We start from the raw sequence: 25,518 nt of genomic DNA, 5'->3' as shown, positions 1-25,518 counted from the left end.
CTATGCAGGATCGGGAAGTTGTCGTAACCCAGCGCGATGTTGAAGCCCGGCTGGTGCCCTCCGGCACCGCCATCAACATCCCCGAGGGTACCTTCGTGACTCTCACACAGGCTTTGGGCGGCAGCTTCTCCGTCGCCGTGAACGGCAACCTGGCACGCATTGACGGCAAAGACGCGGACGCCATCGGCAAACAGGTAGCGGCAAGCGAATTTGAAACCCCCAGCGACGGCAGCATCAACGAGGACCAGGTGTGGGAAGCACTCCAGACCTGCTACGACCCGGAGATCCCCGTTAACGTTGTCGATCTGGGCCTGATCTACGACTGCAAGGTCTGGCGCGACAGCGACGGCAACCACGCCTACATCCTGATGACACTCACCGCACCGGGCTGTGGCATGGGCCCGGTGATTGCCGATGACGTTAAGCGTAAAGTAGAGTCCGTGCCCAATGTGGAGGACGTTGAAGTGGAACTCACCTTCGACCCGCCCTGGGGCAGTGAGATGCTCACCGACGAAGCCAAACTGGAACTGGGGTTGCTGTAATGACTGCTGAAACCACCGCCGACTTTACCAACACCGAACTCGGCACCGACATCACCACCGAGGATGTGCAGGACGGCTTCGAGCTGCTTGACGACTGGGAAGAGCGCTACGGCTACATCATGGACCTGGGCAAGAAGCTGCCGCCCTTCCCGGAGGCCGAGAGGCGCGAACAGAACTACGTCCACGGCTGCCAGAGCCAGGTCTGGCTCATTCACCGCAAAGACCCGGAAAGCGGCCGCCTTTACCTGCTGATTGACAGCGACGCCATGATTGTGCGCGGCCTGGCCGCCATCATCATGATCGCCCTCAACGGGCGGACACCCAAAGAGCTTCTGACGGTCGATCTTGAGGGCCTGTTTGAAGAACTGGACCTGATGCGCCACATCTCGCCAACCCGTGGCAATGGCCTGCGCGCCATGGTCGAACAGATCCAGACCATCGCTCGGCGTGAGCAGGAGTGACTACCAGACCACAACCCGGTCGCCGCGCCGCACGTTGATCCGTCCGCCTTCCACCGGCAGATGGCCGCTGCTGAACCGCGGCTGAACCTGCTCAACCTCCAGGGTCTGCCCTATGGGCCGCAGCGCCGGGTAAGCCCCGGGCTGGTCCAGATAGCGCTCAGCGCGCAGAAGCTCCATACTCTGTCCCGGCCGCAACCCGGAGTCCGCACCGGCACTGATGCGGACGCGCTCGCCATCCACCCGCTCAACCGACGCGATGAACGGCTGGCACGCCAGCTTTTCCACCACAGTGTCAGCCAGCTCCGAAACCCGCTCCGCAATACGCGCACCAAAGTCAGTCGCTAAAAACGCCGGCGTGGCGAACCCGACATCCGCCTCTGGCGCACGGCCCCAGTCACCACGGACCTCAATCTGATCCTGCATCACAATCATCCCGCTGAGCCCGTCATACACGAACAGATCCAATGCAAGCCGGCGCCGCTGGTTACTGATCCCAAGCCCGCGCCCCAGCCAGGACGCCGTTGACGTCCCCCAGGCCCCCGGATCTTCCACGCCAATATCGCGCACGACCCCCGAGATCACGAACTGCACCCCCATCGCCCGGGTCAGTTCCGAGGCCCGGGTCAGACGCCGGTCCACCGCCTGGACTGTGGGCGCATTGAAGGTCCGATCGTAAAGCTGACGATCAAAGGCCGAATGCATCAGAACACGCTCGCGCGCGCTCAATGCCTCGGTCAGCATCCGCGGCAGCGCCTTCGCAACATTGTCCAGCCGGCCCAGAACAGCGCCCTCGGAATCCAGAAGCTGGAAGCGCGTCACCCCCACCCGCCGGCGCAGGGACCTGGCATAGTCATCCGCACAGCCCCCTGGTTCCGCTTCGGTGGGCGCTGTCTTCAGCTGATACAGCTGGTTCCAGGCACGCTTGCCGTCGTTATCAGGCCGTGGCCACAGGCGGCTCGGAGCCGCTTCTGAAGCCACCGCCTTAGGTCCAGCCGATTCAATCCCACCAACAATGGAGATCGCAGGCTGGGGCCGCACCCGCCGGGGAAAGTGCACCGACACCGTCTGCCCTTTAACGGCCTCGCTCTGCTCCGGCGCCGCCCAGGCGCCCGGCACAACGCAGACCATCATGATGGTGACCCAAAAACCCACAAACCTGAGGTTCATGCTCTCTCCAGACCCGTTAACAATTCCGCAACCCCTCCCTGACACCGGCAACCCCTTGCCTCCCTGCACCCCGGCTGACCAGCACCAACTTCCACAAGCGATGGCACGTCACCGGTTCACAACGCGTGTGAGGGAAAGCAAGCAAGTGTCACGCCAGATCTGATCGCTGCCCTGCGGGCGCGCCCTTGAAACGCGATGTAAAAAGTCGTTTCCACAGGTGTTTCAAAGTGGCCTTCGCCACTCAATCAACTAGGCTGTATTCATTAATGACCGCCGATGCAGAGGACAGAGCAACCATGACAATGCCTTCACGCTTCTTAGCCACCCCTTTCTCCCGCCTCTCACTGGCAGTGGCCCTTGCCACCACCGCCGCCAGCGCCCAGGCCGCGCCGCCCCAGTTTAGTGACGCGCGCGCCTTCGGCATGGGCGGCACCGGTGTGGCGGCAGCCCGCCCCAGTGGCGCCGCATTGCTCAACCCATCGCTGCTGGCGGCCGATCACAGCGGCTGGAACGATGGATTCGCGGTCACGCTGCCCTCTGTGAACGCGCGGTACGCTGAAAACGAGGACGTGGTGGACGAGGTTGATCAGATCCAGGATACGATCGAACAGCTGGAAACCGCCATTAACAGCATTAACTCCAACAACCCAAGCCAATCCGATATCGATACCGCCCAGAATCAGGCCGGCCAACTGGCCACCCAGCTGCGCGGCGTTAACAACGAATTCGTGCGCGGCGACGGCGGCTTGGGCACTCTGTTCGCGGTGCCCTCGCCCACATTGGGTGTGGGCTTACACGCAAACGCACAGCTCCGTGCCACCGTAGAAAGCCGTATTGATCCGAAAGATCTGGAGGCGTTGGACAGAGTCGCAAACCTCAACAATCCGAAAAACGCTAATGACATTGAAAACGCCCTTGGTTCACTTTACGACTCTGGCGAAATCAATCCCAAATCAGACGGCCGCGTCCTCGCCAGCGCCGTCGGCGAAATCGGCCTGACCCTGGCAACCTCCTTCAACATCCAGGGCCAGGACCTGAACATCGGCGTCACCCCCAAACTCGTGCAGATGCGCACCTTCGACTACGCCCAGGGCGTGGATGACTTTGACGAGGACGACTTTGACGCCGCCGAATACGAAACCGACGACTCCCACATCAACGTCGACATCGGCGCCAGCACCGACCTGGGCGCTGAAAACCAGTGGCGGCTGGGCGCCTCCGTGCGCAACCTGATCCCGCAGACTCTGAAAACGGTAAAAGATAACAACCTTTCAAAAATCTACGACCAGAAAGAAATGACACTGGACCCCCTCGTTACCGTCGGCGTGGCCCACACCAGCAGCTGGCACACCCTCACCGCGGACGTGGATCTGACCAAGAACGAAGGCATCGGCCCGGCGGCGGATCAGCAGTGGGTCGCTCTGGGCGGTGAATTCAACGTCTACGACTGGATCAACCTGCGCGCCGGCGCCCGCCAGAACCTGGCCAGCGAGACCGGAGCCAACGGCATTGAGGAAGAGACCCAGTACACCGCCGGTTTCGCCCTCTCGCCCTGGGCCCTGCGCATCGAGGCAGGGGCACTGGCCAGTAGTGAAGAAGTCGGCGGCTCCGTGGAACTTGGCATGTCCTTCTAGGCGCTGCACAATACCGCCCGCAAACCCACTGCGGGCGGACTCCCCCGGATCATGACCTCGACCGACCACTTCGAATGCCGACCCGGCTGCGGCGCCTGCTGCATAGCGCCCTCCATCTCATCGCCCATCCCCGGCATGCCCAACGGCAAGCCCGCCGGCACGCCCTGTGTGCAACTCGATGAGAACCATCACTGCAAGCTTTTCGGTGACCCCAGCCGTCCCGCCGTGTGCGAGGCATTCCAGGCGGAGCACGACGTATGCGGCAACAGCCGTGAGCAGGCGCTGATGATCCTCACGGAGTTGGAGGGCTGACCCCTATCCGGTTTCCACCTCCCGCACCCGGGCGGCGAATTCAGCGAAAAACGCCATGAATACGCCCAGCATACCCCCCAGCAGCGCCCCCAGAACCAGAATCAGGGAACGGCTGGTGCCCACCGGGCTCAGGGAGGCAATGGCAAGGTCCTCCGCTCGGGTAGGCTTGATCCACGAGCGGCGGGTCTTTTCCTCGCGCAGTTGTCTCTGGATCTCATTCATGCGCTGCTCGCGCTCGGAAATCCGCTCATTCAGCTGCAGCTGGCTCAGCAGCAGCGTCAGGGCCGCATCCGAGCTGGTCAGTGTCGCGCGCACTTCCTCACCAGCCTGCGTCTGCGTCCGGGTCTCACCGTTACCAGCCTTTTGGTTGGGGGTCACCGCCATCCCCTCGAGTGCCTCCATCCGACGCTTCTCGGCCTTGAGTGACGCACGCAGGTTCTTCAGCTTGGCATCACTCTCGTTCTCAAGAATGGTCAGGCGCGACTGGTGCTCATCCCGCAGCCGCTTATAGATGCGCTCATGGAATGCCGCGACCGTCGCCTGCTGATCCAGCGGCGCCTGGGTCACCAGGTTCACAAAACTGCTCTCCTCGGAGGTGGCCACCGAGACATCAAACGGCATCCGCTCCAGGTCCTGCTCCTTCAGGTAAGCCCGCTTCACACTCAGCAGAATACGTTCCTCAATGGTGTTTTGGGTACCTGAAGCGCTGGCCACATACTCCTGCGGCCCGAACTCACCCAGCTCAATACTGGTGGTGAATGCATAGACCCGCTCCTGAGAGAACGCATAGAACGCGGCTCCCAACGTAAAGACCAGAAAGGTACCGATGATCACCCAGCGGCGCCGTATCAACGCCCGGGCAAGATCCACCAGGTCGATTTCGTCATCAGAAGGGTGATTGGAATATTGATCAGAAATGAAGTCGCCTCTACCACGTTAAGTTTGCAAAATAATGAAAGAGCGTTTGCATTATAGATAGAGGCCAAGATTTTTGCATTAAGTGCGTTTACCCGCGGATATGCCAGCACACCCCCTCATAGAGCCGATCCAGAGCCCCCTGGTTGGCATCCATAACGGCGCGGGCCCGTTCACCCGCTGCCGTGCACAGGCGCGGCTCGTCAAAGAAATGGATCAGTTGCCGCGCCAGCTCATCGCCGTCATGAACAAACGCCACACCACCCTCGGTGCTGAGCTGCTTGTAGACGCTGGCAAAATTGAATACGTGCGGTCCGGAAAGCACCGGCAGCGACCACGCCGCCGCCTCCAGCGGGTTATGCCCGCCACGCGCAATGAACGATCCGCCCATAAAGGCCGCACGGGCGCATCCGAACAGCATCAGCAGCTCGCCCATAGTATCCGCCAGATAAACCTGGGCTTCTGCGGGATCATCCCCAGCCGCACGGCGCGCCATGGTCAGTCCCCTGTCACCAATAAGCCGTGCCACGGTGCCAAAGCGCTCAGGATGGCGCGGCACCAGGATCAGAAGCGCCTCCGGGTGGCGCTCAAGCAACCGCGAATGCGCCTCCAGAACCGGCCCCTCCTCGCCTTCATGAGTACTGGCCGCAATCCAGACCGGACGCTCTTCCCCAACCAGCTCACGCAGCCCTGCCGCCGCCGCCCGTGCCTGGTCGCCAATGCTCACATCGTATTTGATCGACCCGGTGACGGTGACCTTCGCCGGTTCCGCCCCAACGGCCACGAACCGTTCGGCATCCGCCTTTGCCTGGGCCGCAATCCAGTCCAGTTTATGGAACGGCGGCAGACCCAGCGGCATCAACCGTGCGTAACCGCCAGCGGATTTTTCCGAAAGACGGGCATTGGCCAGAATCACCGGAATCCGGCGCTGGGCGCAGGCATGCACCATGTTGGGCCAGACCTCCGTTTCCATGATGACCAGAGCCACCGGCTGCACCCGCGTCAGAAACCGGTTGACCATGTGCGGCAGGTCATAGGGCACATAGCGGTGCGCCACCTCATCACCAAACACATCCCGCACCCGGTCCGCGCCCGTCGGGGTCATGGTCGTCATCACAATTGGGTGCTCCGGGAACCGGGCCATGAGTCGCCGCACCATCGGCGCCGCCGCCAGCACCTCGCCCACCGAGACCGCATGCACCCAGATGGGCTGCGCGCCATCCGGCCTCACGTGCCCAAAGCGCTGGCGCAGGTTGGAGCGATACCCCGGCTCGCGCAGGCTCCGGTACCCCAGAAACGCCAGAACACCGGGCAATGCCAGATACAGACACAATGAATACAGCCAACGTCCCATGGCAGGCGTTACTCCCTCCGAATGTAGGCGCATTCTTACACAGAGCCAGTCTGTCTTCATTATAAGACCATCAGCAACGCGTTGGAGACGATCTGCATCTATGGTAGATTCATTCCCTCGAGAGAGCTCTCCAGGGAATCAACAGCAGTATGGATCACGCTCAAAAAATGACTCCTGTGTTCAGGGCCCTTGTCGGCGCCGCCATACTCGGAGCCGGCCTCCCGGCCATGGCCGCGCCCTGGCTTGACCCCGGCGACATCCGCGCCCGCTACTCCGCCCAGAAGCTGGCGGACAGGGGCGCTATGAACCGCACCACCTCCACATGGCCACTGATGTGGGGCAACCTCGAGCAGGGCTACCAGAACACCCGGGCCTCAGCCGCCACGCCGGACACCACGCTGAACTACCTCAAATTCGAGCGTAAACGCCAGGCCGAGCGCGGCTTCCGGGCCGAGGCCTCGCTGGCCAGCGCCAGTGAGGGTGCCCTCATCCAGGGTTTCAACGCAGGCCCCCAGGACAGTGGGCAAGCGGGACTCACGCTGGAATGGATCGGCAACCACTGGGCGCTGGGCCTGTCACCGTCGTTCACCCAGTCACCGGATGACGACGACGAAGTCCGGGCGGATGGCTCCTACCTAGCGTTTTCTGCCGGCAACTGGGTTTTCGGCGTCGGCAGTATTGAACGCTGGTGGGGCCCCGGGTGGCAATCAAGTCTGATTCTGTCCAATAACGCGCGCCCCATTCCCTCGGTCTGGATCAACCGCCGCAACGCCACCGCCCCGCAATCCAACTGGCTGAGCTGGATTGGTCCCTGGGATGCCACCGCCTTTCTGGGCGAGCTCGAAGGCGAACGCACGGTTCCGGACCCCAAGGTTCTTGGCGTGCGCCTGACCCTGCGCCCGCTTCAGGGCCTGGATATTGGTTTTTCACGCCTGATCATGCTCGGCGGCAAGGGCTACCCCGAAAGCAGCTCGACCTACTGGAACGCACTGATCGGCCGGGATAACGGCCAGCTCGAAGAAAACGACCCCGGCGACCAGCTGGGGGCGGTCGACATCCGCTACGGCATGGACGTCGGCGCCACCACACTGGGCGTTTACACCCAGATGATGGGCGAGGACGAAGCCGGCGCCTTCCCCGCTCGCAAATCCTGGTTGTTCGGCGCGGATGCCGCCACCCACTGGTTTTCGGCTGAACAGCAATGGTTCGTTGAATACAGCAACACCATTGCGGATGATTTCAATGGAGACGCCATACCCAACATCACCTACAGCCACAGCCGTTACAACACTGGGCAGCACTACTACGGACGCACCATGGCCGCCAGCCAGGGGGGCGATGCCCGCATGCTGACCCTGGGCGGATGGCACTTTCTCACAAGCGGCACCAACCTGGGTGCGCGGCTGTCGCACGTTGAGCTCAACACCGATGGCGAAACCACCGTAAAGCCCGGCTCGAACGACGTGCGCTACTTCGTGCCCCGACGTGACCAGTCAGTCACACACTTGGCCCTCAACCTTGGCACTCAGGTCGCCGGCGGCTGGTTGAGCGGCGAAGCCAGCTACTCCGATGCCAAGATTGAAACCCTCAGCGGCAAGATCGACCAATGGCGTATTGCCGCCCAATGGCGCTACCGCTTCTGATGACAGCCAGAATCCGTACTCACGACAGGAAAGAACGAAACACCATGCCTACAAACCGGCTTATTACTGCCCTGCTCTTGCTGCTGTTACCTCTCACCGGTAGCGCACAGAACCTGTCCCAGTCACAGGTCGACCGCTTCATGTCCCTGCCCCAGTCGCAACAGGAACAGCTGGCCCAGCAATATGGCGTGGATATTGACCAGCTGCGCCAGCGAAACAGCGGCGGCGACAGTTCCCTGGAAAAACCGGACGCGCCGGTAGTGCAGCCCACGAAGAGTAAGAACGGAAACGGCGACGCTGAAAGCGAGAACGACAAAGCCAACGAAAAGGCCCGCAAAGCCGACAAAAGCGATGCCCTGAACGCATTCGGGTATGACCTGTTCAAGGGCGAGCCCTCCACCTTCGCGCCGGTCACAGAAGTGCCCGTGCCCACTGGCTACATCATCGGCACCGGTGACACCATCCAACTGCAGCTTTATGGCAAGAAAACCGGCCAGTACAACCTCACCGTGGGCCGCGACGGCACCATTGCTATCCCGGAGATCGGCCCGTTCAGCGTGGCCGGCCTGAGCTTCAACGAACTGCGCAACGAGATCCAGAAAATGGTCACCGACCGTTTCATTGGGGTTGAATCCAGCGTGCGCCTGGGTGAGCTGCGCAGCATGCGCGTATTCGTGCTGGGCGAGGCACGCAATCCGGGCGCCTACACCGTGAGCTCGCTGTCGACGCTCACCAACGCGCTGTTCGTCTCCGGCGGCATCCAAAAAACCGGCTCACTGCGGCGCATTCAGCACAAACGCGACGGCGAGGTCATCGGCACCTTTGATCTCTACGACCTTCTTCTGGAAGGCGACAGCAGCGATGACGCGCGCCTGCAGGCCGGCGATGTGATCTTCATTCCGCCGGTCGGCAAGCGCGTCAGCGTCGGCGGTGAGGTCCGGCGTCCGGCCCGCTACGAGCTGCGCGGTGAAACCACGCTGGAGTCAGTCATTGCGCTGGCCGGCGGCATGACCGAGCAGGCCTACCCCAAGCGGGTCCGAATCGAACGCATCAATGATGACTTCCTGCGGATGCTCGGCGAGGTGGACGCCTCACAGCCGAAAGGGATGAACGCCCCCGTTCAGGCTGGCGATCATATCCGCATCCCCTCAATCGCCGATGTCACCGGCCAGTATGTGGAACTGAAGGGCGCCGTGACTCGCTCCGGACGCTTCGCCTGGATGCCGGGCATGCGCCTGAGCTCATTGATCGCCAACCTGGGAACCGACCTGGACGAGGCCGCCGATCATACCGCTGCCCTGCTCATCCGCAGGGACCCTGAAACCGACCTCATTGCCGCCCACTTCATCAATCCGCGAGCGGTCGTTGAAAACCCAGGGTCAGATGCAGACCCGGAACTGCAGGAAAAAGACCGGATTCTGTTCTTCGCCGATCTCGCCAAGGCGGATCTGCCAGCAGCAGCTTATGAGGAAGCGGAAACCAACGGTGAGGACCGGACTCTGGTGCAGCGCATGGACCAGCTCGCCAGCAACAACGAACTCTCCGATGAACAAGCAAAACGCTGGAACGAGCTGAAGCAGTGGCGACGCGAACAGATGATGGGCAACGTTATCCAGCGCCTGCGCAAGGAATCGACCCCGAACCAGCCGGCGCCAGTTGCCGCCATCAGCGGCGAAGTCCGCTACCCGGGCAGCTACCCGATTACTCAGGAGCGCTCGCTCAGCAACCTGCTGAAGCTCGCCGGTGGCCTCAAAGACGGCGCCTCTCTGGAAGAAGCTGAAGTCTCACGCCTGAAGCGCGACGATCAGGGCGATGGCAGTCGCGTGATCCGCACCCTCGATGTGACACCCCTGGCCAATGACCGCACAATCGACGATTTCCACCTGCAGAGCCGGGATCGGGTCCAGATCAAGTCCATTCCCGCGTTCAATGAAAACCGCACCGTCACGCTCGGAGGCGAGATCCGCTTCCCCGGCACCTACAGCCTGAGAAAGGGAGAGAGTCTGGAAGAGGTCGTCGAGCGCGCAGGCGGACTCACCCAATACGCGTTCCCTGAAGGGGCTGTTTTCACACGGGAGTCGTTGAAAGAGCGCGAGCGCAAACGCCTCCGAGAAGCCGAGGAAAAACTCCAGGGCCGGCTGCTCGGCCAGCAGATCCAGGGAGAGGATTTCACCAACCAGAAACAGGGCCAACAGCAGACCCGCGAGCTGCTGGATCGCATCAGTGAGGCACGGGCAGTTGGGCGCATGGTCATCGACCTGAAACGCGCGCTGCGTGACCCGGACTACCAAAGCATCCGCCTGCAGGACGGCGACTCACTCACCGTACCCGAGCAACCGCAATCAGTCTCAGTTCTGGGCGAGGTCCAGTTCCCGACCAGTCACCTGCATGACCAGGGCCTGACCCTGAACGACTACATCGAGCGCAGTGGCGGCCCCAACAGCCAGGCCGATGAAGACCGCGTCTACATCATCCGGGCGAATGGCTCCGTGTCACTGCCCAACCGCAGCAACTGGTTCGCCTCAAACCGCACCCAGCTCAGCCCGGGTGACACCGTTGTGATGCCGCTGGATGTGGACCAGCTCAGCCAGCTGCAGCTGTGGACGGACGTAAGCCAGATCATCTACCAGATGTCACTCGGCGCCGCCGCCATTGATGGCCTCTGATGTTCAGCAACGCAAACGGGAACACGGCATGAGCGAACAACCGACCTATAACGCCGCTGGGGATGACGACGAGATCGACCTGCGCGATCTCTTTCTCACCCTGTGGCACGGCAAATGGCTGATCATCAGCATCACCCTGGTTTTCGCCGTTGGTGGTGTGGTCTACGCCCTGATGCAGCCCAATATGTATCGCGCCGAGGCCATGGTCGCGCCCGCGACGGAGGAACAGGGCCCTAAGATCAGCGGCCAGCTCGGCAGTCTTGCCAGCATGGCCGGCGTCAACATCGGCGAGGGTGGCGGCTCCAAAACCGTCATCGCCAAGCAGATCCTGCAGTCGCGGGCCTTTCTCAGTGATTTCATCCGCCGCCATGAGCTTGCCGTGCCCCTGATGGCCACCGAGGGCTGGAACACCGAGACCCGCGAATGGATCATCAACCGCGAGGTCTACAACCCGGAAACCGGCGAGTGGCAACAGGATGAAGAAGGCGAAAGCCTGGAGCCGACGGACTGGGATCTGGTCAAACGCTTCAGCGGGATGCTCTCGGTCTCCGACTCAAGCGACACCGGCATGATCACCGTCAGTATCCAGAGCCTCTCGCCCGTTGCCGCCCAGCAGTGGGTAGATCAGCTGATCGCCGATATCAACGAGCACATGCGCCAGAAAGACGTTGAAGAAGCGCAGAGCCGTATCAACTACCTGCGAAACCAGGTGGACGAGACCAGCATCACCGGCATGCAGCAGGTCTTCTACCAGCTCATTGAAAGCGAAACCCGCACCGTCATGCTCGCCAACGCCCAGAACGAATACGTATTCCAGACCATCGACCCGGCCGTCGTCCCACAGGAGAAAAGCGGCCCGCAGCGCGCGCTCATCTGCATCCTGGCCACCATGCTTGGTGGCATGCTGAGCGTGTTCGCGGTGTTCGTGCGCTCTTTCATCAGAAACCTCAGAGAGGCTCCTGCTCCGGCCTAAGCCGGCACCCAACATTCAGGGCTCGATATTGGATTACCACACCGCTGCCCAGCTGCGCCGCCATCACCCGGCCTGGAAACTGCTGCAGGCCCAGCATGCCCCGCTGACCATCAGCTTTCTCGATGAGGTGTTCATCCAGCCCAACGAGCGCAGCCTGAGCGAATCCCACCTGCAGGCCCGCCTGGAGGACCGGCTGTTCAACCTGCGCGAGACCGAGGGCGAGGACGCCTTCCCGCAGACGGCCGCGCACTACCTCAACGACTGGGCGGACAACGACAAGGGCTGGCTGCGCAAGTTCTATCCGGCCAACTCGGACGAAGCGCACTTTGATCTCACGCCGGCTGCCGAAAAGGTCATCCAGTGGCTCAACAGTCTCATCGAGCGCCAGTTCGTGGGCACCGAGTCGCGCCTGAAAACGGTGTTCGATCTGCTCCAGCAGATGCTCGAAGGGGTGGAGACGGACAAACAGACACGGCTGAACGATCTACAGCGGCGCAAGGCCGAAATCGAGGACGAGATCGCACGAGTGGAAAGCGGTGACATCGAGATCATGGAAGAAACGGCCGTGCGCGAGCGCTTCCAGCAGCTGAGCACCACCGCCCGCGAGCTGCTGTCCGACTTCCGCGAGGTGGAGCAGAACTTCCGCCAGCTCGACCGCCAGGCCCGGGAACAGATCACCACCTGGGAAGGCCGCAAGGGCGAGCTGCTCGACGAGATCTTCGGCGAGCGCGACGCCATCGCCGACTCCGACCAGGGCCGCACCTTCCGTGCCTTCTGGGATTTTCTGATGTCGCCGACCCGCCAGCAGCAGCTCACGGAGGGCCTGGAGCAGGTTCTGTCACTGGAGGCCGTCCAGCAGATGGCCCCGGACCCGCGCATCAAGCGCGTCCACTACGACTGGCTTGAGGCGGGAGAGCAGACCCAGCGCACCGTGGCCCGGCTTTCGGCGCAATTGCGGCGGTTTCTCGATGATCAGGCTTTTCTTGAGAACAAGCGCATCATGCAGCTCATCCAATCCGCGGAAACCCACGCCATCGCCCTGCGCGGGGACCCGCTGGATGGCACCTGGATGACGCTGGAATCCCCCAAGGCGGACATCAATCTGCCTATGGAACGGCCGCTGTTCTCGCCGCCGCTGCGCCCGGTGCTGGAGACCAGCGTGGCCACCGGCGATGAAACCGATGTCGACCCGCAGGCACTGTTCAACCAGGTCGTGGTGGATAAGGCCCGACTTCAGTCCGCCATTGCCCGCGAGCTGCGCCACAGCTCACAGGTCACCCTAGCGGATGTCATAAGCAACCATCCATTACAGGTCGGTCTGGCGGAACTGGTGAGCTACCTCTCACTGGCCGGGGATGACCCGCGAGCCAGTTTTGATGAAACACAACCCCAGACCATAGAATGGCAGGACGATGACGGCACCCGGCGCCATGCCCGAGCCCCGCTGGTCCTGTTCACCCGAGCCCGGAGCTGATCTTGGAAGAGCCCACCAACGCCACTGAATCCGGAGAGGCCAACCCGCTGTCGCCCATTGTGGTGAAACTGCTCAAAGGCGTGATCTTCGAGCAGGACGACCCGCGGCTGTGGCAGCAGCTTCTCCACCTGCAGCCGCGTATCCGCGACTATGTGGCCGTGATGGGTCTGGCGCTGCGGGTGGACGAAAGCGAGGGCTACGCCTGGCTGACCTCGGACACCTCTGAAGACCACGACGCCGACATACCCCAGCTGATGCCCAAGGCGGCCCCTGTCGTACCCGGTCAGCCTGTTGATCGCGCTGCTGCGGCGCAAGCTCGCCGAGTCCGACACCGAGGGCGGCGACCCGCGTCTGATTCTGGACCGGGAGGACATCGTCAACATGATGCGCACCTTCCTGCCGGAGACATCCAACGAGGCAAAACTGGTCGACCGCATCGACACCCACCTCAACAACGTCGAAAAACTCGGCTTCATCCGCCGCCTGAAAGGCCAGAAGGACAAGATCGAGGTCCGACGCATCATCAAGGCCTACGTGGATGCCCAGTGGCTCAACGAATTCGACCAGAAACTCCAGGCCTACCGCGAGCACATCAGCGCGGATGACAGCGATGCCACCCATACCGACGACGGGACCGAGTGATGGCAATGCAGGAGCAGCTTCTCGATTTTGCCAGTGACGATCAGCTCGCCGGTTTCCGCCTGCAGCGCCTGGAAGTGCTCAACTGGGGCACCTTCAACCACCACGTCTGGCGACTGAACCTGGACGGGCGCAACGCGCTTTTGACCGGTGACATCGGCTCCGGCAAGTCCACCCTGGTGGATGCCATGACCACACTACTTGTCCGGCCCCAGCGTGCGGCCTACAACAAGGCCGCCGGCGCCGAAAGCAAGGAGCGCTCACTGCGCTCCTACGTGCTCGGCTACTACAAATCCGAACGCAGCGACACCGGCCCCAATGCCAGGCCCGTAGCCCTGCGTGATCACAACAGCTATTCGGTGATCCTGGCCAGCTTCTACAACGCCGGATTTGACCAGACCGTCACCCTCGCCCAGCTGTTCTGGCACAAAGACCAGCAGGGCCAGCCCGAGCGCATCCATATCGTGGCCGAGCAGGATCTGGCCATCGAAACCGACTTCGCCAACTTCAACGCCGACATCAACACCCTGCGCAAGCGCCTGCGCGACAATCCCCATATCCAGATCCACGACAGCTTCGCCAAATACGAGGCCGCTTTCCGCCGCCTGTTCGGCATCGACAATGACCAGGCCCTGGAGCTGTTCCACCAGACGGTGTCCATGAAATCAGTCGGCAATCTCACTGGCTTTGTGCGCGAGCACATGCTCGAGGCCTTCGACGTGGGCCCACGCATCGACGATCTGATCGAGCACTTCGATGACCTCAACCGCGCCCACGAGGCGGTGCTCAAAGCCCGCGCCCAGATGGAGGCGCTGGAGCCGCTGGTCGGCGACTGCGACGAGCATCAGAGCCTGCAGCAACAGCACCAGCACTGGGAACAGTGCCGCGACGCTCTGAAAAGCTACTTCGCCCACCACAAGAGCCAACTGCTGCACAAACGCCTGGACAATCTCGCGGAAGAGCACCAACGCCAGCAACGCCGGCTTGAGCAGCAGCAAAGCACCCTGACCGAGCAGCGCGGCGAACGCGACCGGCTGCGCCAGGCCATCGGCGAGCGCGGCGGTGACCGCATTGAACAACTCAAGACCGACATCGCCCGGCGCCAGGACGAACGCAACCAGCGCCAGAGCAAAGCCGAACACTACGCCACCCTGGCCGGCCAGCTGGGCCTGACCCAGCACCCGGATCTGGAGACCTTCGGCGACAACCTCACACAGCTTGAGACCCAGCGCAGCGAGCTGCAGGAGCGCGACCAGACACTGACCAACCGCAACACCGAAGCCGAGGTCACCCTTCGCCAGAGGCGCAGCGAGCACCAGAGCCTGAGCGACGAGCTCGATTCCCTGCGCCAGCGCCGCTCCAACATCGCCAGTGCCCAGATCCGCATCCGCGAGCGCCTGTGCCAGGACCTGTCACTGAACGAGGACGCCCTTCCCTTTGCCGGCGAACTGATTCGCGTGCGCGAGGATGAAAGCGACTGGGAAGGCGCCGCCGAACGCGTACTGCACAACTTCGCGCTCTCGCTGCTGGTGCCGGAGGCGCGCTACAGCGCCGTTGCCGAATGGGTCGAGCAGACCCACCTCAAGGGCCGGCTGGTGTATTTCCGCGTCAGTCACCCCCGAGTGACCGCCCCGTCACAGCTCCACGCCCGGTCACTGGTGGCCAAGCTCGACATCAAGCCCGACTCCGAGTTCCACCCCTGGCTTGAGCAAGAACTGGCCAAACGCTTCGACTACGCCTGCTGCGACGATCTCGCCCAGCTCCGCCGCGAGCCGCGCGCCATTACCCGCGCCGGCCAGATCAAGACCAACGAGCAGCGCCACGAAAAGGACGACCGCCACCGGCTCAACGACCGCAGCCGCTTCATGCTCGGCTGGAGCAACCAGGACAAGATCGCCACCCTGGAAAACCAGCAGGCGGACCTTGAACGCGATATCCAGCAACTGGGGGCCGAACTGGCGGAGATCAAACGTCAGAAAGAGGAATTGAACGACCAGCGCGATACCCTGGTCAAACTTCAGGCCATCCAGGACTACAGCGAGATCAACTGGCACACGCCGGCGCGGGCCATTGCCGAGCTGGAGCGGGAAAAGACCGAGCTTGAAAAGGCCAGCGACCAGCTGCAGACACTGAACGAGCAACTCGATGCCCTGGAAACACGCATCGAGGAAAGCGAAAACGAAAAGGAACGGCTCTCCGGCCAGCTTGCCGTCACCCGGGAGAAACAGCAGAACGCCCGGAACGAACTCGAGGAGTTGAACACACTGCTCGAGCAACAGGGTCAGGATCAGCCCTGGTTCGAGGAGCTGGATAGTCTACGCGAACAGGCCCTGGGCGAGCACCAGCTCACCGTCGAGTCCTGCGCCAACCGCGAGCAGGAGATGCGCGAGTGGCTGCAGCGCAAACTCGACAACGAAGCCAAACGCATCCGAAACCTGGAAGAGAAAATCCTGCGGGCGATGAATGAGTTCGCCAGCCGCTGGCCACTGGACACCCAGGAAATGGATGCGAGTATCGACGCTGCCGGCGAATACCGTGCCCTGCTCACCAGCCTCAAAGAGGACGATCTCCCGCGCTTTGAGCACAAGTTCAAGACCCTGCTCAACGAAAACACCATCCAGGAGATCGCCGGCTTCCAGGGCAAGCTCTATCAGGAGCAGGCACTGATCCGCGAACGCATCGAACAGATCAACCGCTCACTGGCGGACATCGAGTACAACCCCGGGCGCTACATCCGCCTGGAGGCTGAAACCAACCCGGACCCGGACATCCGCGAATTCCAGCAGAGTCTCAAAGCCTGTACCGAGGGCAGCGTCACCGGCACCGAGTACGAACACTACACCGACTCCGGCGGCAAATCCGGCGGCCAGAAAGAGAAACTGGCCTACACGGTGCTGGCGGCAAGCCTGGCCTACCAGTTCGGGCTCGAATGGGGCGCGGTGCACTCACGCAGCTTTCGCTTCGTGATGATCGACGAGGCCTTCGGGCGCGGCTCGGACGAATCCGCCCGCTTCGGCCTGGAGCTGTTCCAGCGGCTGAACCTGCAGCTTCTGATCATCACCCCGTTGCAGAAGATCCACATCATCGAACCCTACGTGGCCCAGGTGGGCTTTGTGTACAACCCGCAAGGGCGTGAGTCGCTGCTGCGCAACCTCACCATTGAGGAGTACCGGGCGGAGAAGCACAAGCGCGAGCACCCTGCATGAGCACCTCCGGCCCCTGGAGCACCCCGGAAGATGTCGCCTCCACCCTGCGCAAGCGCTGGCAAAAAGGGGGAACTGCTGCGCGCCTGGCAGCAACCGCAAGCGCACTTCCCCCTGCGCCTGCCACTGAAAAAACCCGACCCAAAGCAACTTCTGGAGCAGTTCCCGCAAGCCCGCGAATGGGCGCGCCAATGGCAACAGCAAGCCCGCTGCGGGGATTTCTCGCTGGAGTGGGAAAGCCGCAACCACCGCCAGCTCGGGCGTAACGAGATTCCCAGCGCGGTCGTGTTCGAAACGCCCGAACAGGCACTGGGCTTTATACGCCACCGGCGCCAGGCCGAGCGCTTCAGCGCCTGCTTCCATGCGCTGATCACGGATTTCCCAGAACTCCACGACTGGGCCCTGGCGTATCCGCTGGCCGTACTTGAACACCACGACCAGTGGCCGCGCCTGCGCGCTGTCATGCACTGGCTGAGAGACAATCCGCGCCCGGGCATCTACCTGCGCCAGCTGGATCTGCCCGGCGTGGATACCAAATTCGTTGAGGGCCACCGAAAACTGCTCACGCAGCTACTTGACCGCATGCTGCCCGAAGCCGCGATCGATCCCGGCGCCAACCAGTTCGAGCGCCGCTACGGCTTTGCCAGCAAACCCGCCACAGTCCGTTTCCGCATTCTGGACGCCGCCCACACCCTGCACGGACTCAGTGATCTCCAGATCCCCGTCCATGAATTCAACGGCCTGAATCTGGCTATCGAGACAGTGCTGATCGTGGAAAACGACATCACCGCCCTCGCCTTCCCGCCAGTGGCGGACGCCATCGTCATCTTCGGCCAGGGCTATGGCGTGGACAGACTTCTTGCCGAGGCCGGCTGGCTCCAGGAAAAGCCCGTCTACTACTGGGGCGACATTGATACCCACGGCCTCGCCATCCTCAACCAGCTGCGCAGCGTCCTGCCACACACCCGCTCACTGCTGATGGACGCCGCCACCCTCAATACTTACCAGTCGCTCATGGGCACGGAGCCCAAACCGACCCACCACCAACTCCCCAACCTCACCGAGGCGGAACAGGCTCTCTACCACGCCCTGCTCAACGGCGACTATGGCGATCAGCCCCGCCTGGAACAGGAACGCATCCCCCTCAGCGCCGTGCCCAAGCGGTTTCCTCACCTCCTGTAGCAACTCGCTCCACAAACGATACCCCAAGGATTGCGAGCGGGACTCTCTTCTACCGGGCACGTGATTGGTGCTGTTTCATCCGCGTGCCATGATGCATTTATGGACCATACGACTGAACATCAGATCATCCAGGCACTGCAGCCCTTTGAGGGAGTGCGGCTGATTGTTGTGTTCGGTTCCGTCGCCAGTGGTCAGCAAAGACCCGGGAGCGATCTGGATGTCGGGGTTCTGTCAGTTCAACCTTTAAGCAGCGACCAGAAGCTGGAATCCCTGCGGGAGTAGCAGATTCAATTAATCTGTCTTAGAACCAATCCTCCAAACGCAACTGGTCGATCCGTTCAAATTCACGGGTATTACGGCTGACCAAAATGGAGCCATGAGCCAGCGCCGTGCCGGCAATCAGGGTGTCACAGGGGCCGATGGGTTGGCCTTCGTTCTCCAGGGTGGCGCGGATTTCTGCAGCTGCCTTTGCCTCGCGTTGGTGAAAAGGCAGGACCTGCACCGCTGAGGTAAGTTCCGCGAGCTGCTTCGAACGCTTTTCCAGCGATGCCGATTTGGCGATACCAACCTGCAGTTCATAGAGGACAATAGCGGGGATGCCAATATCCTGGGGCGCCCGCGCCAGCATCCGCTCCGCAACCCGGCCCTCACCCTTGAAAAAGTAAATCAGCGTGTTGGTATCCAGCACCCACATTAAAGTGCTTCCCGCTCTGCATCAGTGCTCTCTCCAGCTCGCAGCTCTTCCAGTGAGGGGAAGTCACCCCAGCTTCCCGGAAGCTCCCGCACTGTATCAGGCCATTGATCCACCAGCTTCTCCTGGATCACACCGGCAATCCATTTGCTTTTAGAAAGCTTCATGCCCCTGGCATTTTCGATCATCTTTTTTTCAGTCTCGTCATCCAGATAGATCGTCACCTGGCCCATAATCACCCCTCTTTTACATATATTTGGAATTATATGCCCTGGTTTTAGTAAAAGCAACGCAGCCTCCACCCTCTGTAGAGTTCGCCCCGCAAGCGATATCCAAACCACCGCGAGCAAGCGCGCTCCTACAGGTCGGCCCGGGAAATGGGCTACGCTGAACAGACCAATTCCGCCACCTGATCGAGGCCCCATGGACTGGCAGTTCAACCCCAAACACCCCCACCTGAGCCACTACTCATGCCGCGCGAAGCACCCCGAGGCCCTGCCGGGTCTTGATACCAGCCTGAAGGCCATCGGCGAATACCAGCGCCGCCTCTGGGCCAACCAGGAAAAAGCTCTGCTAGTGGTGGTCCACGGCCCGGACGCCAGCGGCAAGGACAGCCTGATCCGAACGCTGGCCACCTACATGGACCCGGCCGGCTTCCACGCCTGGTCTTTCTCGCGGCCCACCGGCAGCGAAACAAGGCACGACTTCCTCTGGCGCGTCACGCCTTTCCTTCCGGCGTTCGGGGAGGTCTCGGCGTTCAACCGCAGCCACCATGAAGCCGTCATTGCCGAAAGGGCCTGGCCGGTGTGGCACTCTGGGCCGGGGGAGCTGGAGGGGCGCTACACCTCACTGCGCCAGTTTGAACAGCACCTGACGCGGGAAGGCACCTGCATACTCAAGTTTTGGCTTCACACCTCTGAGCAGGAGCACGAAAAACGCCTGCGCAAGCGCCTCGAGAAACCCCACAAACGCTGGAAGTTCGACCCCTCGGACATCGAAGGCTGGCAACGCCGGGACGAACTGATGGGCTACGCGGAAGAGGCCATCGCTGCCACTCATATACCGGAGGCGCCGTGGCACATCATCCCCGCCGACAACAAACCTGAAGCCCGCGCCATAGTCGCCGGTCTTCTAGCGGACACGCTGCGGACCCTGGCACCGGAGTACCCGGCAGGGGATGAGACGGTGCTCACGCGCTACCGGCAACTGCTGGACGACAGCTGAGCCCATTGAAACGCCAGCTTCGATCTGGCCCTGTTCGCCAACACCCGCAGGAGTTTAATCATGAAAACTCTGTTTCTTGTGCGCCACGGCAAATCGAGCTGGAAAGATGAAAGCCGACCCGACGACGAGCGACCGCTCAAAAAGCGTGGCCGGCGCCAGGCCAGTGCCCTCAGCCCCGCGCTGCGAGACGCTGGTGCGTTCGAAGGCTCGTTATTCATAAGCCCGGCGAAGCGCGCTCAGCAGACCGCCAGAGCCATTGTTGGTGCATTGCCCGACGGCGATACAGTACAGGTGCAGGTTCATAACGAGCTCTATACCTTCGACCGGGGCAGGCTTCTCTCATGGCTCCAATCCCAGACCCCGCAGTCGCCACTTGTGATCATCGGCCACAACCCGGCGCTGCTTAACCTTGCCAACCGGCTTCTCAACATACCACTACAGGCTCTCCCCACGGGCGGGGCGGTTCAGATCACCCTGCCCGGTCGCTCATGGCGTCAGGTTGGGCGCCAGACCGGCGAGTGCAGCGACGTACTACTACCGGAACACCTTGACTACAAGCTCTTCCGCCGCAATGCACCGAAAGCCCCGGGGATGGGCGGCAAAAAGATCAAAAAACGGATCCCAGCAAGCCTGCAACACCAGGCCAGGCTGATTGAGGCACTGGAGCCGGGTGTGCGCCGGGGGTATGACCCTGAATTTCTGCATCAGTTCCGGGTTAATATCCGACGCAGCCGCGCCATTGGCGAGTCAATGGAACGGATCCTCAAGGACAGCACGCTAAAAAAGGGCCTTAAGGGACTGAAGCGTCAGGGCCGCGAAACCAGCCATCTCCGGGATCTGGATGTATTCCTGGAGACTCTGTCCAACTGGCGCGAGGTGCCGGAGCGGCGAGAGGCCATAGACGCACTGGATCTGCAAACCTGGTTCCAACGAAAACAGGCCGACGAACACCTCCGGCTCTGCCAGGTTCTGGACAGCGACCAGTACGCCAAAGACATGCAACGCTGGAGCAAACTGGTTCAAGGGGACACAGTTGCCAAGCTTGCAAACCGAATCAAGCGCAAGCGAATCCGCTACACCCTCGACGAACAGATTGCGCGTCATGACAGACTGTTCAACGCGCTTACCCCGACGTCCACGGATACGGATTTCCATCAGGTTCGCAAGTCACTGAAACGCGTACGTTACCTGATCGACCTGGACTCCGACCATCTGGCCGGCAACATCAGCGGCCTCAAGGAGCGACAAAAACGTTTCGGCCACTTCCAGGACTTACACGTCCAGATGACATTACTGGATGAGGTCGCCAGCCAGAACCTGAGCGACAGCCAACACCATGCGCTGAGCCAGTTGATTGATCAGCTGCGCATTGACCAGCAGCAGACACGGAACAAGATCCTAACGCTTGAGCCGTTGGCGGTACCCGTGACTTCACGAGGCATGGATGGCGGCTGACGCGGACGCCTTCCAGCCATCAACTTAACCAAGCGCTAGTACGAGCGCCTTTTTCTGCGAGACAGGCGATCGTTGGCTTCCAGCTGAGACCTTGCACACATACGCAAAACTGGTTATATATACAGTTCCCGTGTAAGGAAGATAAGCATGAGCCAATCACTGCAGCCGCTTGCGCGTCCAGTCCAGTTTGACACCCAGGAGGATCCATCCCGGGTTGTCGCTAACGCCCCGCAGCTTAATGCCACATCGCGGCGGCTGATCATCGACAGCCTGTCGATGAACAGCACGCGCGCGGTCAAAGCGGATCTCAAGGTGTTCAGCCGCTGGGGCGGTCAGCTGCCCGCTGATGAGACCGAAATCGCCAACTTCCTGTCCGATCAGATTCAGAGTTCTGGTAAGAAATACAGCACCGTTAAGCGCTACGCCAACAGCCTCCACCTCTGGCACCAGATGCACGGGCTTGCCTCCCCGGTTAAAGGCACCTACGTCAGACGGGTCCTTAAAGGCATGGCCCGAACCCAGGATACACGTGCGAACAGCGCGCCGGCACTGACACCTGAGCATCTGAGGCAACTGCTCAGTGCCATCACCCTTGAGGACGTTCGCGACTACCGCAACTACACCATGTTCTGCCTGGCGTTTTTCGGCGCGTTCCGCCGCGGTGAGCTGGTCCGGCTGCGCATTGACGACGTTATCTTTGTCGATCAGGGAATGGAACTCTACATCCGCGACAGCAAAACCAACCGCAGCGGGCGTACGGAGACCAAACCCATCATCGCCCTTCCCAATACGCCGGAACTGTGCCCGGTTTACCAGCTGCGGCGCTACATCGAGATGAGCGGCATACCCCGAGGGGCGATCTTTCGTTCGGTATCCCCCAAAGGCCGCCAGGGTGCAGGCGCACTCAGCGACAACAGCTTCTACCGGATCCTCAAAGACGCCCTGGACCAAAGCGGCTTATCACAGCAGGGCTACTCACCCCATAGCTTCCGGGCGGGGTTCATCACTGAAGCCCACCGCCAGGGCAAGCGCCATCACGACATCAAAAAGGTCTCTGGCCATCGAGATCAAAAGTCGTTCGAGCGCTACATTCGGGAAGCGGATGCCTTTGACAACCACGCGGGAGCGCTGGATCTGTAGCATTTGGTGCGATCGACCAAACTTGGATCACGGGCAGCCGTTGGCGCCAATACCGCAGGTTTTCAGACCAATACGGAGAGGCGAATAATGAGTCATGAAACCGGTGTTCTGGCCGCCGTTATCCTGGGGATCATCGGTGCTGCGGTTCTGACCGGCTACGCCATCTGGTCCAAGCGTTGCGAAGACCGCGAAAAGCACCGATAAAGAGCAGATCGCAATCACCAAGCTCATTAAAACTGAAAGAGGACACCATGAGCACGAAGGCATCAATCGCAGCCGGTGAGCGCTATCACCTTTACCACCAAGTCTACCTCGGATCGGAGCCGGAAAGCGTGTTTCTGGAAATCAATCAGCCTACCGAGTTTTCGGTTGCCAAGGAGACAATGGCTGAGCGCATGATTGACAGTCTCAGCGTTGAGATTCCCGCCGAGGACATGGATGCCATCGCGATTGCCTGGGTCAAAAAACGCGGGCTCCAGGGCGTTGTTGGCGGGCCTGCCGGCAACGAACTTGGAAGCCCAGACAATCTATCGGAGTAATGGGATGGCGCTGAGGCGTGGAAACTATGCCGGAACCAGCATTGGGTTAGTGTCTTATAAATAATACATCGCCTCTTGATGAACGACAGCTGCTTGTTGGCCTTGATGGATACACCGCTCATGCTGACGCGCTCGCTGAGCCGTTAGCGCATGAACTTGACCCATCTCTAGCATCTGACGGCGGAACGCTTAATGATACTCAGCTCGAGAAACCATCATGTGAGCGTGACGATAGAGCCGGTCATGGCCGCTCTGACGTGTGACCTCGGGGATCCTCCTGGGGATCATCGGCGCCGCGGCTCTGACCGGCTACGCCATCTGGTCCAAGCGTTGCGAGGACCGCATACAACACCAACAAAGAGTTGACTGCAAGAGCGCCCAGGTCAAAGACCCGATGTGAAAGCCAGCATTGTTCCTGGATTGATCGTGTAGCTTGGACAGCAAGGCTGACACAGAGAGGAACGGCAGACTCGATTTAACTACTGTTGGCGGTATTTAACTCGGCACCTTGACAGTAGATGCATTATAATTATAATGTAATTAATGAAACACTTTTCCTTTGACTGGGATCCTGACAATGACGCCGCTAACCGCAACAAGCATGACGTCTCATTCTACGAGGCCAAAACCACCTTTACAGACGAGTTTGGCCGCTTAATAGCAGACCCAGATCATTCTGATGAGGAGGATAGATTCATACTCCTCGGAACGAGCATCCATTCTCGTTTGCTGGTGGTATGTCACTGCGTTAGAGACGGTGAGATTATTCGAATCATTTCTGCGCGAAAGGCGAACAAGCGAGAACGAAAGACTTATGAAGGGTATAGATATGCGTGATCATTACGATTTCTCAGAGTCCGTTAAGAATCCTTACGCCAAAAAGCTCAAGAAGCAGGTTACGATCCGACTGGATGAGGACACCATCGCGTATTTTAAAAACTTGGCCGAGGAAAAAGATCTTCCGTATCAGAGCCTCATTAATCTTTATTTGCGCGACTGCGCACAGTCCCATAAAGACCTCAAGATTGAGTGGCAATAAAATGTTAATGAATGGCTGCTGCCGGACAGGCATAAGCTACGGCCAAAAGACGGCCTCCGCTTTTGCCTAAAGCCGCTTTTCCCGGTAAAGCGCGGCACTCGAAGCCGTTCCGAAAGACATACCCAACCTTCACCTGATCGCCGCCGACGTAGAACGAATCGGTGACCTTGCCCTTTTTCTTGGCTCTTCACAGATCCGCGTGAAACGGTAGGGAAAAAGCGCAAGCTTCTTGCGGCATCGTATCCAATTAGATACGCTTAACATATGAACACCATCGAACAAACCCGAGCATTCAAGGATTGGCTGAGGAAGGTGAAAGACCCGATGGGGAAAGCCAGCATCGTTCGCCGGATTGATCGTGCGGGCAAGGGCAACTTTGGTGACTGCAAGGACCTAAAAGACGGTGTTTGGGAGATGCGCATCCCGACCGGACCCGGTTACCGGGTGTATTTCACCCAGCAGGGAGAGTCGATCTATCTTCTGCTGCTCGGTGGCGACAAGGCCAGCCAGGACAAAGACATTGAGAAGGCCAAGCGCATGGCCGCCGATCTTGGGGCATAGGAGAGAACCGCCATGACTATTAACCAACAAGCTTATGAAAAATACGGCATCACCGCTTTCGATGTTGCGCAGTACCTGGACAACGATGAGGTAATCGCGTGCTACCTGTCCGAGGTTCTCGCCGATGGTGATATGGATGAGCTGCTTGAAGCGCTCAAGAATGTCGCCCGCGCCAAGGGGATGAGTGAGGTCGCAAGCGCGGCTGGACTTGGGCGCGAGAGTCTTTACAAAGCCTTGGCCCCCGGTGCCAAACCCCGATTTGACACGATTAACCGGGTTCTGAAAGCACTGGGGGTACGACTCAAGGCAGATGTGGCCTAAACGCTCACCGCGTACAACGCACCCGTGCCATGGCTGCTTTGTGGTGTCTTTTCCTGAAGATCAATGCCACCTTGGCCAGTAAAGCGCGATGAACTTGAATAAAACAGGGCGTCCGGACGACAAACAGCTGCTTGCTGGCCTTGATGAATACACGGCCCATGCTGACGCGCTCGCCAAGCCGTCACTGCATCAACTTGACCCATCCCGAGCACCTCACGGCAAAACGCTTCATGATACCCAGCCCGAGGAACAATCCGTAAGCGGTCCACGAACTCCATCTTAACGGCCTGAGCCGGATTCGCCAGACTGCCTCCGTGGTTTCAACGGAGGTAATCATGACGCACCGACTGACCGACACCCAGGCGTTCTGGCTGGGGCACCTG

General features: G+C 60.7%; 25 protein-coding genes and 1 pseudogene. 21 read left to right on the top strand and 5 right to left on the bottom strand.

Annotated elements, in window-relative coordinates; translation table 11 throughout:
* Positions 1-2 precede the first annotated feature (2 nt).
* The gene (gene sufT, locus AAF659_RS00125; RefSeq protein WP_349749659.1) at positions 3-542 is read left to right on the top strand and encodes a putative Fe-S cluster assembly protein SufT; all 540 of its coding nucleotides are present in this window, start codon (positions 3-5) and stop codon (positions 540-542) included.
* Entirely contained in the window at positions 542-1,003 is a 462-nt protein-coding gene (locus AAF659_RS00120) for a SufE family protein (RefSeq protein ID WP_349749658.1), read from the top strand. Before sufT ends, AAF659_RS00120 begins: the two co-directional genes overlap by 1 nt.
* On the opposite strand, the gene AAF659_RS00115 is transcribed toward AAF659_RS00120, so the two are convergent.
* Entirely contained in the window at positions 1,004-2,170 is a 1,167-nt protein-coding gene (locus tag AAF659_RS00115) for a flagella assembly protein FlgT middle domain-containing protein (protein ID WP_349749657.1), read from the bottom strand.
* A gap of 296 nt (positions 2,171-2,466) precedes the next feature.
* Here AAF659_RS00115 and traF point away from each other — a divergent pair, with 296 nt between their 5' ends.
* Both traF and AAF659_RS00105 read left to right on the top strand, forming a co-directional pair.
* Positions 2,467-3,804 carry a conjugal transfer protein TraF gene (traF, locus tag AAF659_RS00110; protein WP_349749656.1) on the top strand — a complete coding sequence of 446 codons (1,338 nt, stop codon included), beginning with the start codon at positions 2,467-2,469 and terminating at the stop codon, positions 3,802-3,804.
* A 51-nt stretch (positions 3,805-3,855) separates the two neighbouring features.
* Complete coding sequence (locus AAF659_RS00105) at positions 3,856-4,116, top strand: YkgJ family cysteine cluster protein (protein WP_349749655.1); 261 nt, start codon at positions 3,856-3,858, stop codon at positions 4,114-4,116.
* 3 nt (positions 4,117-4,119) lie between these two features.
* Here AAF659_RS00105 and AAF659_RS00100 read toward each other — a convergent pair whose 3' ends face one another.
* Both AAF659_RS00100 and waaA read right to left on the bottom strand, forming a co-directional pair.
* Positions 4,120-4,989, bottom strand: a complete 870-nt coding sequence (locus tag AAF659_RS00100; protein WP_349750727.1) for a Wzz/FepE/Etk N-terminal domain-containing protein — start codon at positions 4,987-4,989, stop codon at positions 4,120-4,122.
* 133 nt (positions 4,990-5,122) lie between these two features.
* Positions 5,123-6,385, bottom strand: a complete 1,263-nt coding sequence (gene waaA, locus AAF659_RS00095; protein ID WP_349749654.1) for a lipid IV(A) 3-deoxy-D-manno-octulosonic acid transferase — start codon at positions 6,383-6,385, stop codon at positions 5,123-5,125.
* A gap of 167 nt (positions 6,386-6,552) precedes the next feature.
* Here waaA and AAF659_RS00090 point away from each other — a divergent pair, with 167 nt between their 5' ends.
* The 9 genes and pseudogenes from AAF659_RS00090 to AAF659_RS00055 all read left to right on the top strand — a co-directional run bounded on the left by AAF659_RS00090 (position 6,553) and on the right by AAF659_RS00055 (position 18,447).
* The gene (locus AAF659_RS00090) at positions 6,553-8,028 is read left to right on the top strand and encodes a capsule assembly Wzi family protein (protein ID WP_349749653.1); all 1,476 of its coding nucleotides are present in this window, start codon (positions 6,553-6,555) and stop codon (positions 8,026-8,028) included.
* Between the two features lie 44 nt (positions 8,029-8,072).
* Positions 8,073-10,694, top strand: coding sequence for an SLBB domain-containing protein (locus tag AAF659_RS00085; RefSeq protein WP_349749652.1), 2,622 nt, complete (start codon positions 8,073-8,075; stop codon positions 10,692-10,694).
* A gap of 28 nt (positions 10,695-10,722) precedes the next feature.
* A complete protein-coding gene (locus AAF659_RS00080) occupies positions 10,723-11,667 on the top strand; it encodes a Wzz/FepE/Etk N-terminal domain-containing protein (RefSeq protein ID WP_349749651.1) in 945 nt (314 codons plus the stop codon).
* 28 nt (positions 11,668-11,695) lie between these two features.
* Positions 11,696-13,141, top strand: a complete 1,446-nt coding sequence (locus tag AAF659_RS00075; protein ID WP_349749650.1) for a DUF3375 domain-containing protein — start codon at positions 11,696-11,698, stop codon at positions 13,139-13,141.
* 59 nt (positions 13,142-13,200) lie between these two features.
* Positions 13,201-13,344 (top strand): annotated as a pseudogene (locus tag AAF659_RS15020) (DUF4194 domain-containing protein); the annotation flags it as partial.
* Positions 13,345-13,432: 88 nt separating this feature from the next.
* Positions 13,433-13,783, top strand: a complete 351-nt coding sequence (locus tag AAF659_RS00070; protein ID WP_349749649.1) for a DUF4194 domain-containing protein — start codon at positions 13,433-13,435, stop codon at positions 13,781-13,783.
* Entirely contained in the window at positions 13,783-16,986 is a 3,204-nt protein-coding gene (locus tag AAF659_RS00065; RefSeq protein ID WP_349749648.1) for an ATP-binding protein, read from the top strand. Before AAF659_RS00070 ends, AAF659_RS00065 begins: the two co-directional genes overlap by 1 nt.
* A gap of 30 nt (positions 16,987-17,016) precedes the next feature.
* On the top strand, positions 17,017-18,165 hold the full coding sequence (locus tag AAF659_RS00060) for a Wadjet anti-phage system protein JetD domain-containing protein (protein ID WP_349749647.1): 1,149 nt from the start codon (positions 17,017-17,019) through the stop codon (positions 18,163-18,165).
* Between the two features lie 99 nt (positions 18,166-18,264).
* Entirely contained in the window at positions 18,265-18,447 is a 183-nt protein-coding gene (locus AAF659_RS00055) for a nucleotidyltransferase domain-containing protein (protein ID WP_349749646.1), read from the top strand.
* Between the two features lie 19 nt (positions 18,448-18,466).
* On the opposite strand, the gene AAF659_RS00050 is transcribed toward AAF659_RS00055, so the two are convergent.
* Together AAF659_RS00050 and AAF659_RS00045 are read right to left on the bottom strand one after the other, a co-directional pair.
* Positions 18,467-18,859 (bottom strand): type II toxin-antitoxin system VapC family toxin, encoded by a 393-nt coding sequence (locus AAF659_RS00050; protein WP_349749645.1) that lies wholly within the window; start codon positions 18,857-18,859, stop codon positions 18,467-18,469.
* Positions 18,859-19,089 (bottom strand): CopG family transcriptional regulator, encoded by a 231-nt coding sequence (locus tag AAF659_RS00045; RefSeq protein ID WP_349749644.1) that lies wholly within the window; start codon positions 19,087-19,089, stop codon positions 18,859-18,861. The genes AAF659_RS00050 and AAF659_RS00045 overlap by 1 nt, the downstream gene beginning before the upstream one ends.
* Before the next feature lie 190 nt (positions 19,090-19,279).
* Here AAF659_RS00045 and AAF659_RS00040 point away from each other — a divergent pair, with 190 nt between their 5' ends.
* The 8 genes from AAF659_RS00040 (at position 19,280) to AAF659_RS00005 (ending at position 25,135) form a co-directional block, all read left to right on the top strand.
* Positions 19,280-20,080 (top strand): polyphosphate kinase 2 family protein, encoded by an 801-nt coding sequence (locus AAF659_RS00040; RefSeq protein WP_349749643.1) that lies wholly within the window; start codon positions 19,280-19,282, stop codon positions 20,078-20,080.
* A gap of 60 nt (positions 20,081-20,140) precedes the next feature.
* Complete coding sequence (locus tag AAF659_RS00035; protein WP_349749642.1) at positions 20,141-21,535, top strand: CHAD domain-containing protein; 1,395 nt, start codon at positions 20,141-20,143, stop codon at positions 21,533-21,535.
* Between the two features lie 147 nt (positions 21,536-21,682).
* Positions 21,683-22,675 carry a site-specific integrase gene (locus AAF659_RS00030; RefSeq protein WP_349749641.1) on the top strand — a complete coding sequence of 331 codons (993 nt, stop codon included), beginning with the start codon at positions 21,683-21,685 and terminating at the stop codon, positions 22,673-22,675.
* A 251-nt stretch (positions 22,676-22,926) separates the two neighbouring features.
* The gene (locus AAF659_RS00025; protein WP_349749640.1) at positions 22,927-23,214 is read left to right on the top strand and encodes a hypothetical protein; all 288 of its coding nucleotides are present in this window, start codon (positions 22,927-22,929) and stop codon (positions 23,212-23,214) included.
* Between the two features lie 543 nt (positions 23,215-23,757).
* Complete coding sequence (locus tag AAF659_RS00020) at positions 23,758-24,051, top strand: BrnT family toxin (RefSeq protein ID WP_349749639.1); 294 nt, start codon at positions 23,758-23,760, stop codon at positions 24,049-24,051.
* Positions 23,972-24,253, top strand: a complete 282-nt coding sequence (locus tag AAF659_RS00015; RefSeq protein ID WP_502949176.1) for a BrnA antitoxin family protein — start codon at positions 23,972-23,974, stop codon at positions 24,251-24,253. Before AAF659_RS00020 ends, AAF659_RS00015 begins: the two co-directional genes overlap by 80 nt.
* Before the next feature lie 264 nt (positions 24,254-24,517).
* Positions 24,518-24,814 (top strand): type II toxin-antitoxin system RelE/ParE family toxin, encoded by a 297-nt coding sequence (locus AAF659_RS00010; RefSeq protein ID WP_349749637.1) that lies wholly within the window; start codon positions 24,518-24,520, stop codon positions 24,812-24,814.
* 12 nt (positions 24,815-24,826) lie between these two features.
* Positions 24,827-25,135 carry an addiction module antidote protein gene (locus AAF659_RS00005; RefSeq protein WP_349749636.1) on the top strand — a complete coding sequence of 103 codons (309 nt, stop codon included), beginning with the start codon at positions 24,827-24,829 and terminating at the stop codon, positions 25,133-25,135.
* Positions 25,136-25,518 lie beyond the last annotated feature (383 nt).

Source organism: Salicola sp. Rm-C-2C1-2 (assembly GCF_040196175.1).
In the GTDB taxonomy this organism is placed as follows: domain Bacteria; phylum Pseudomonadota; class Gammaproteobacteria; order Pseudomonadales; family Oleiphilaceae; genus Halospina.
Note: the sequence above shows the minus strand (reverse complement) of the source record. Positions and strands in the feature narration are given on the sequence as shown.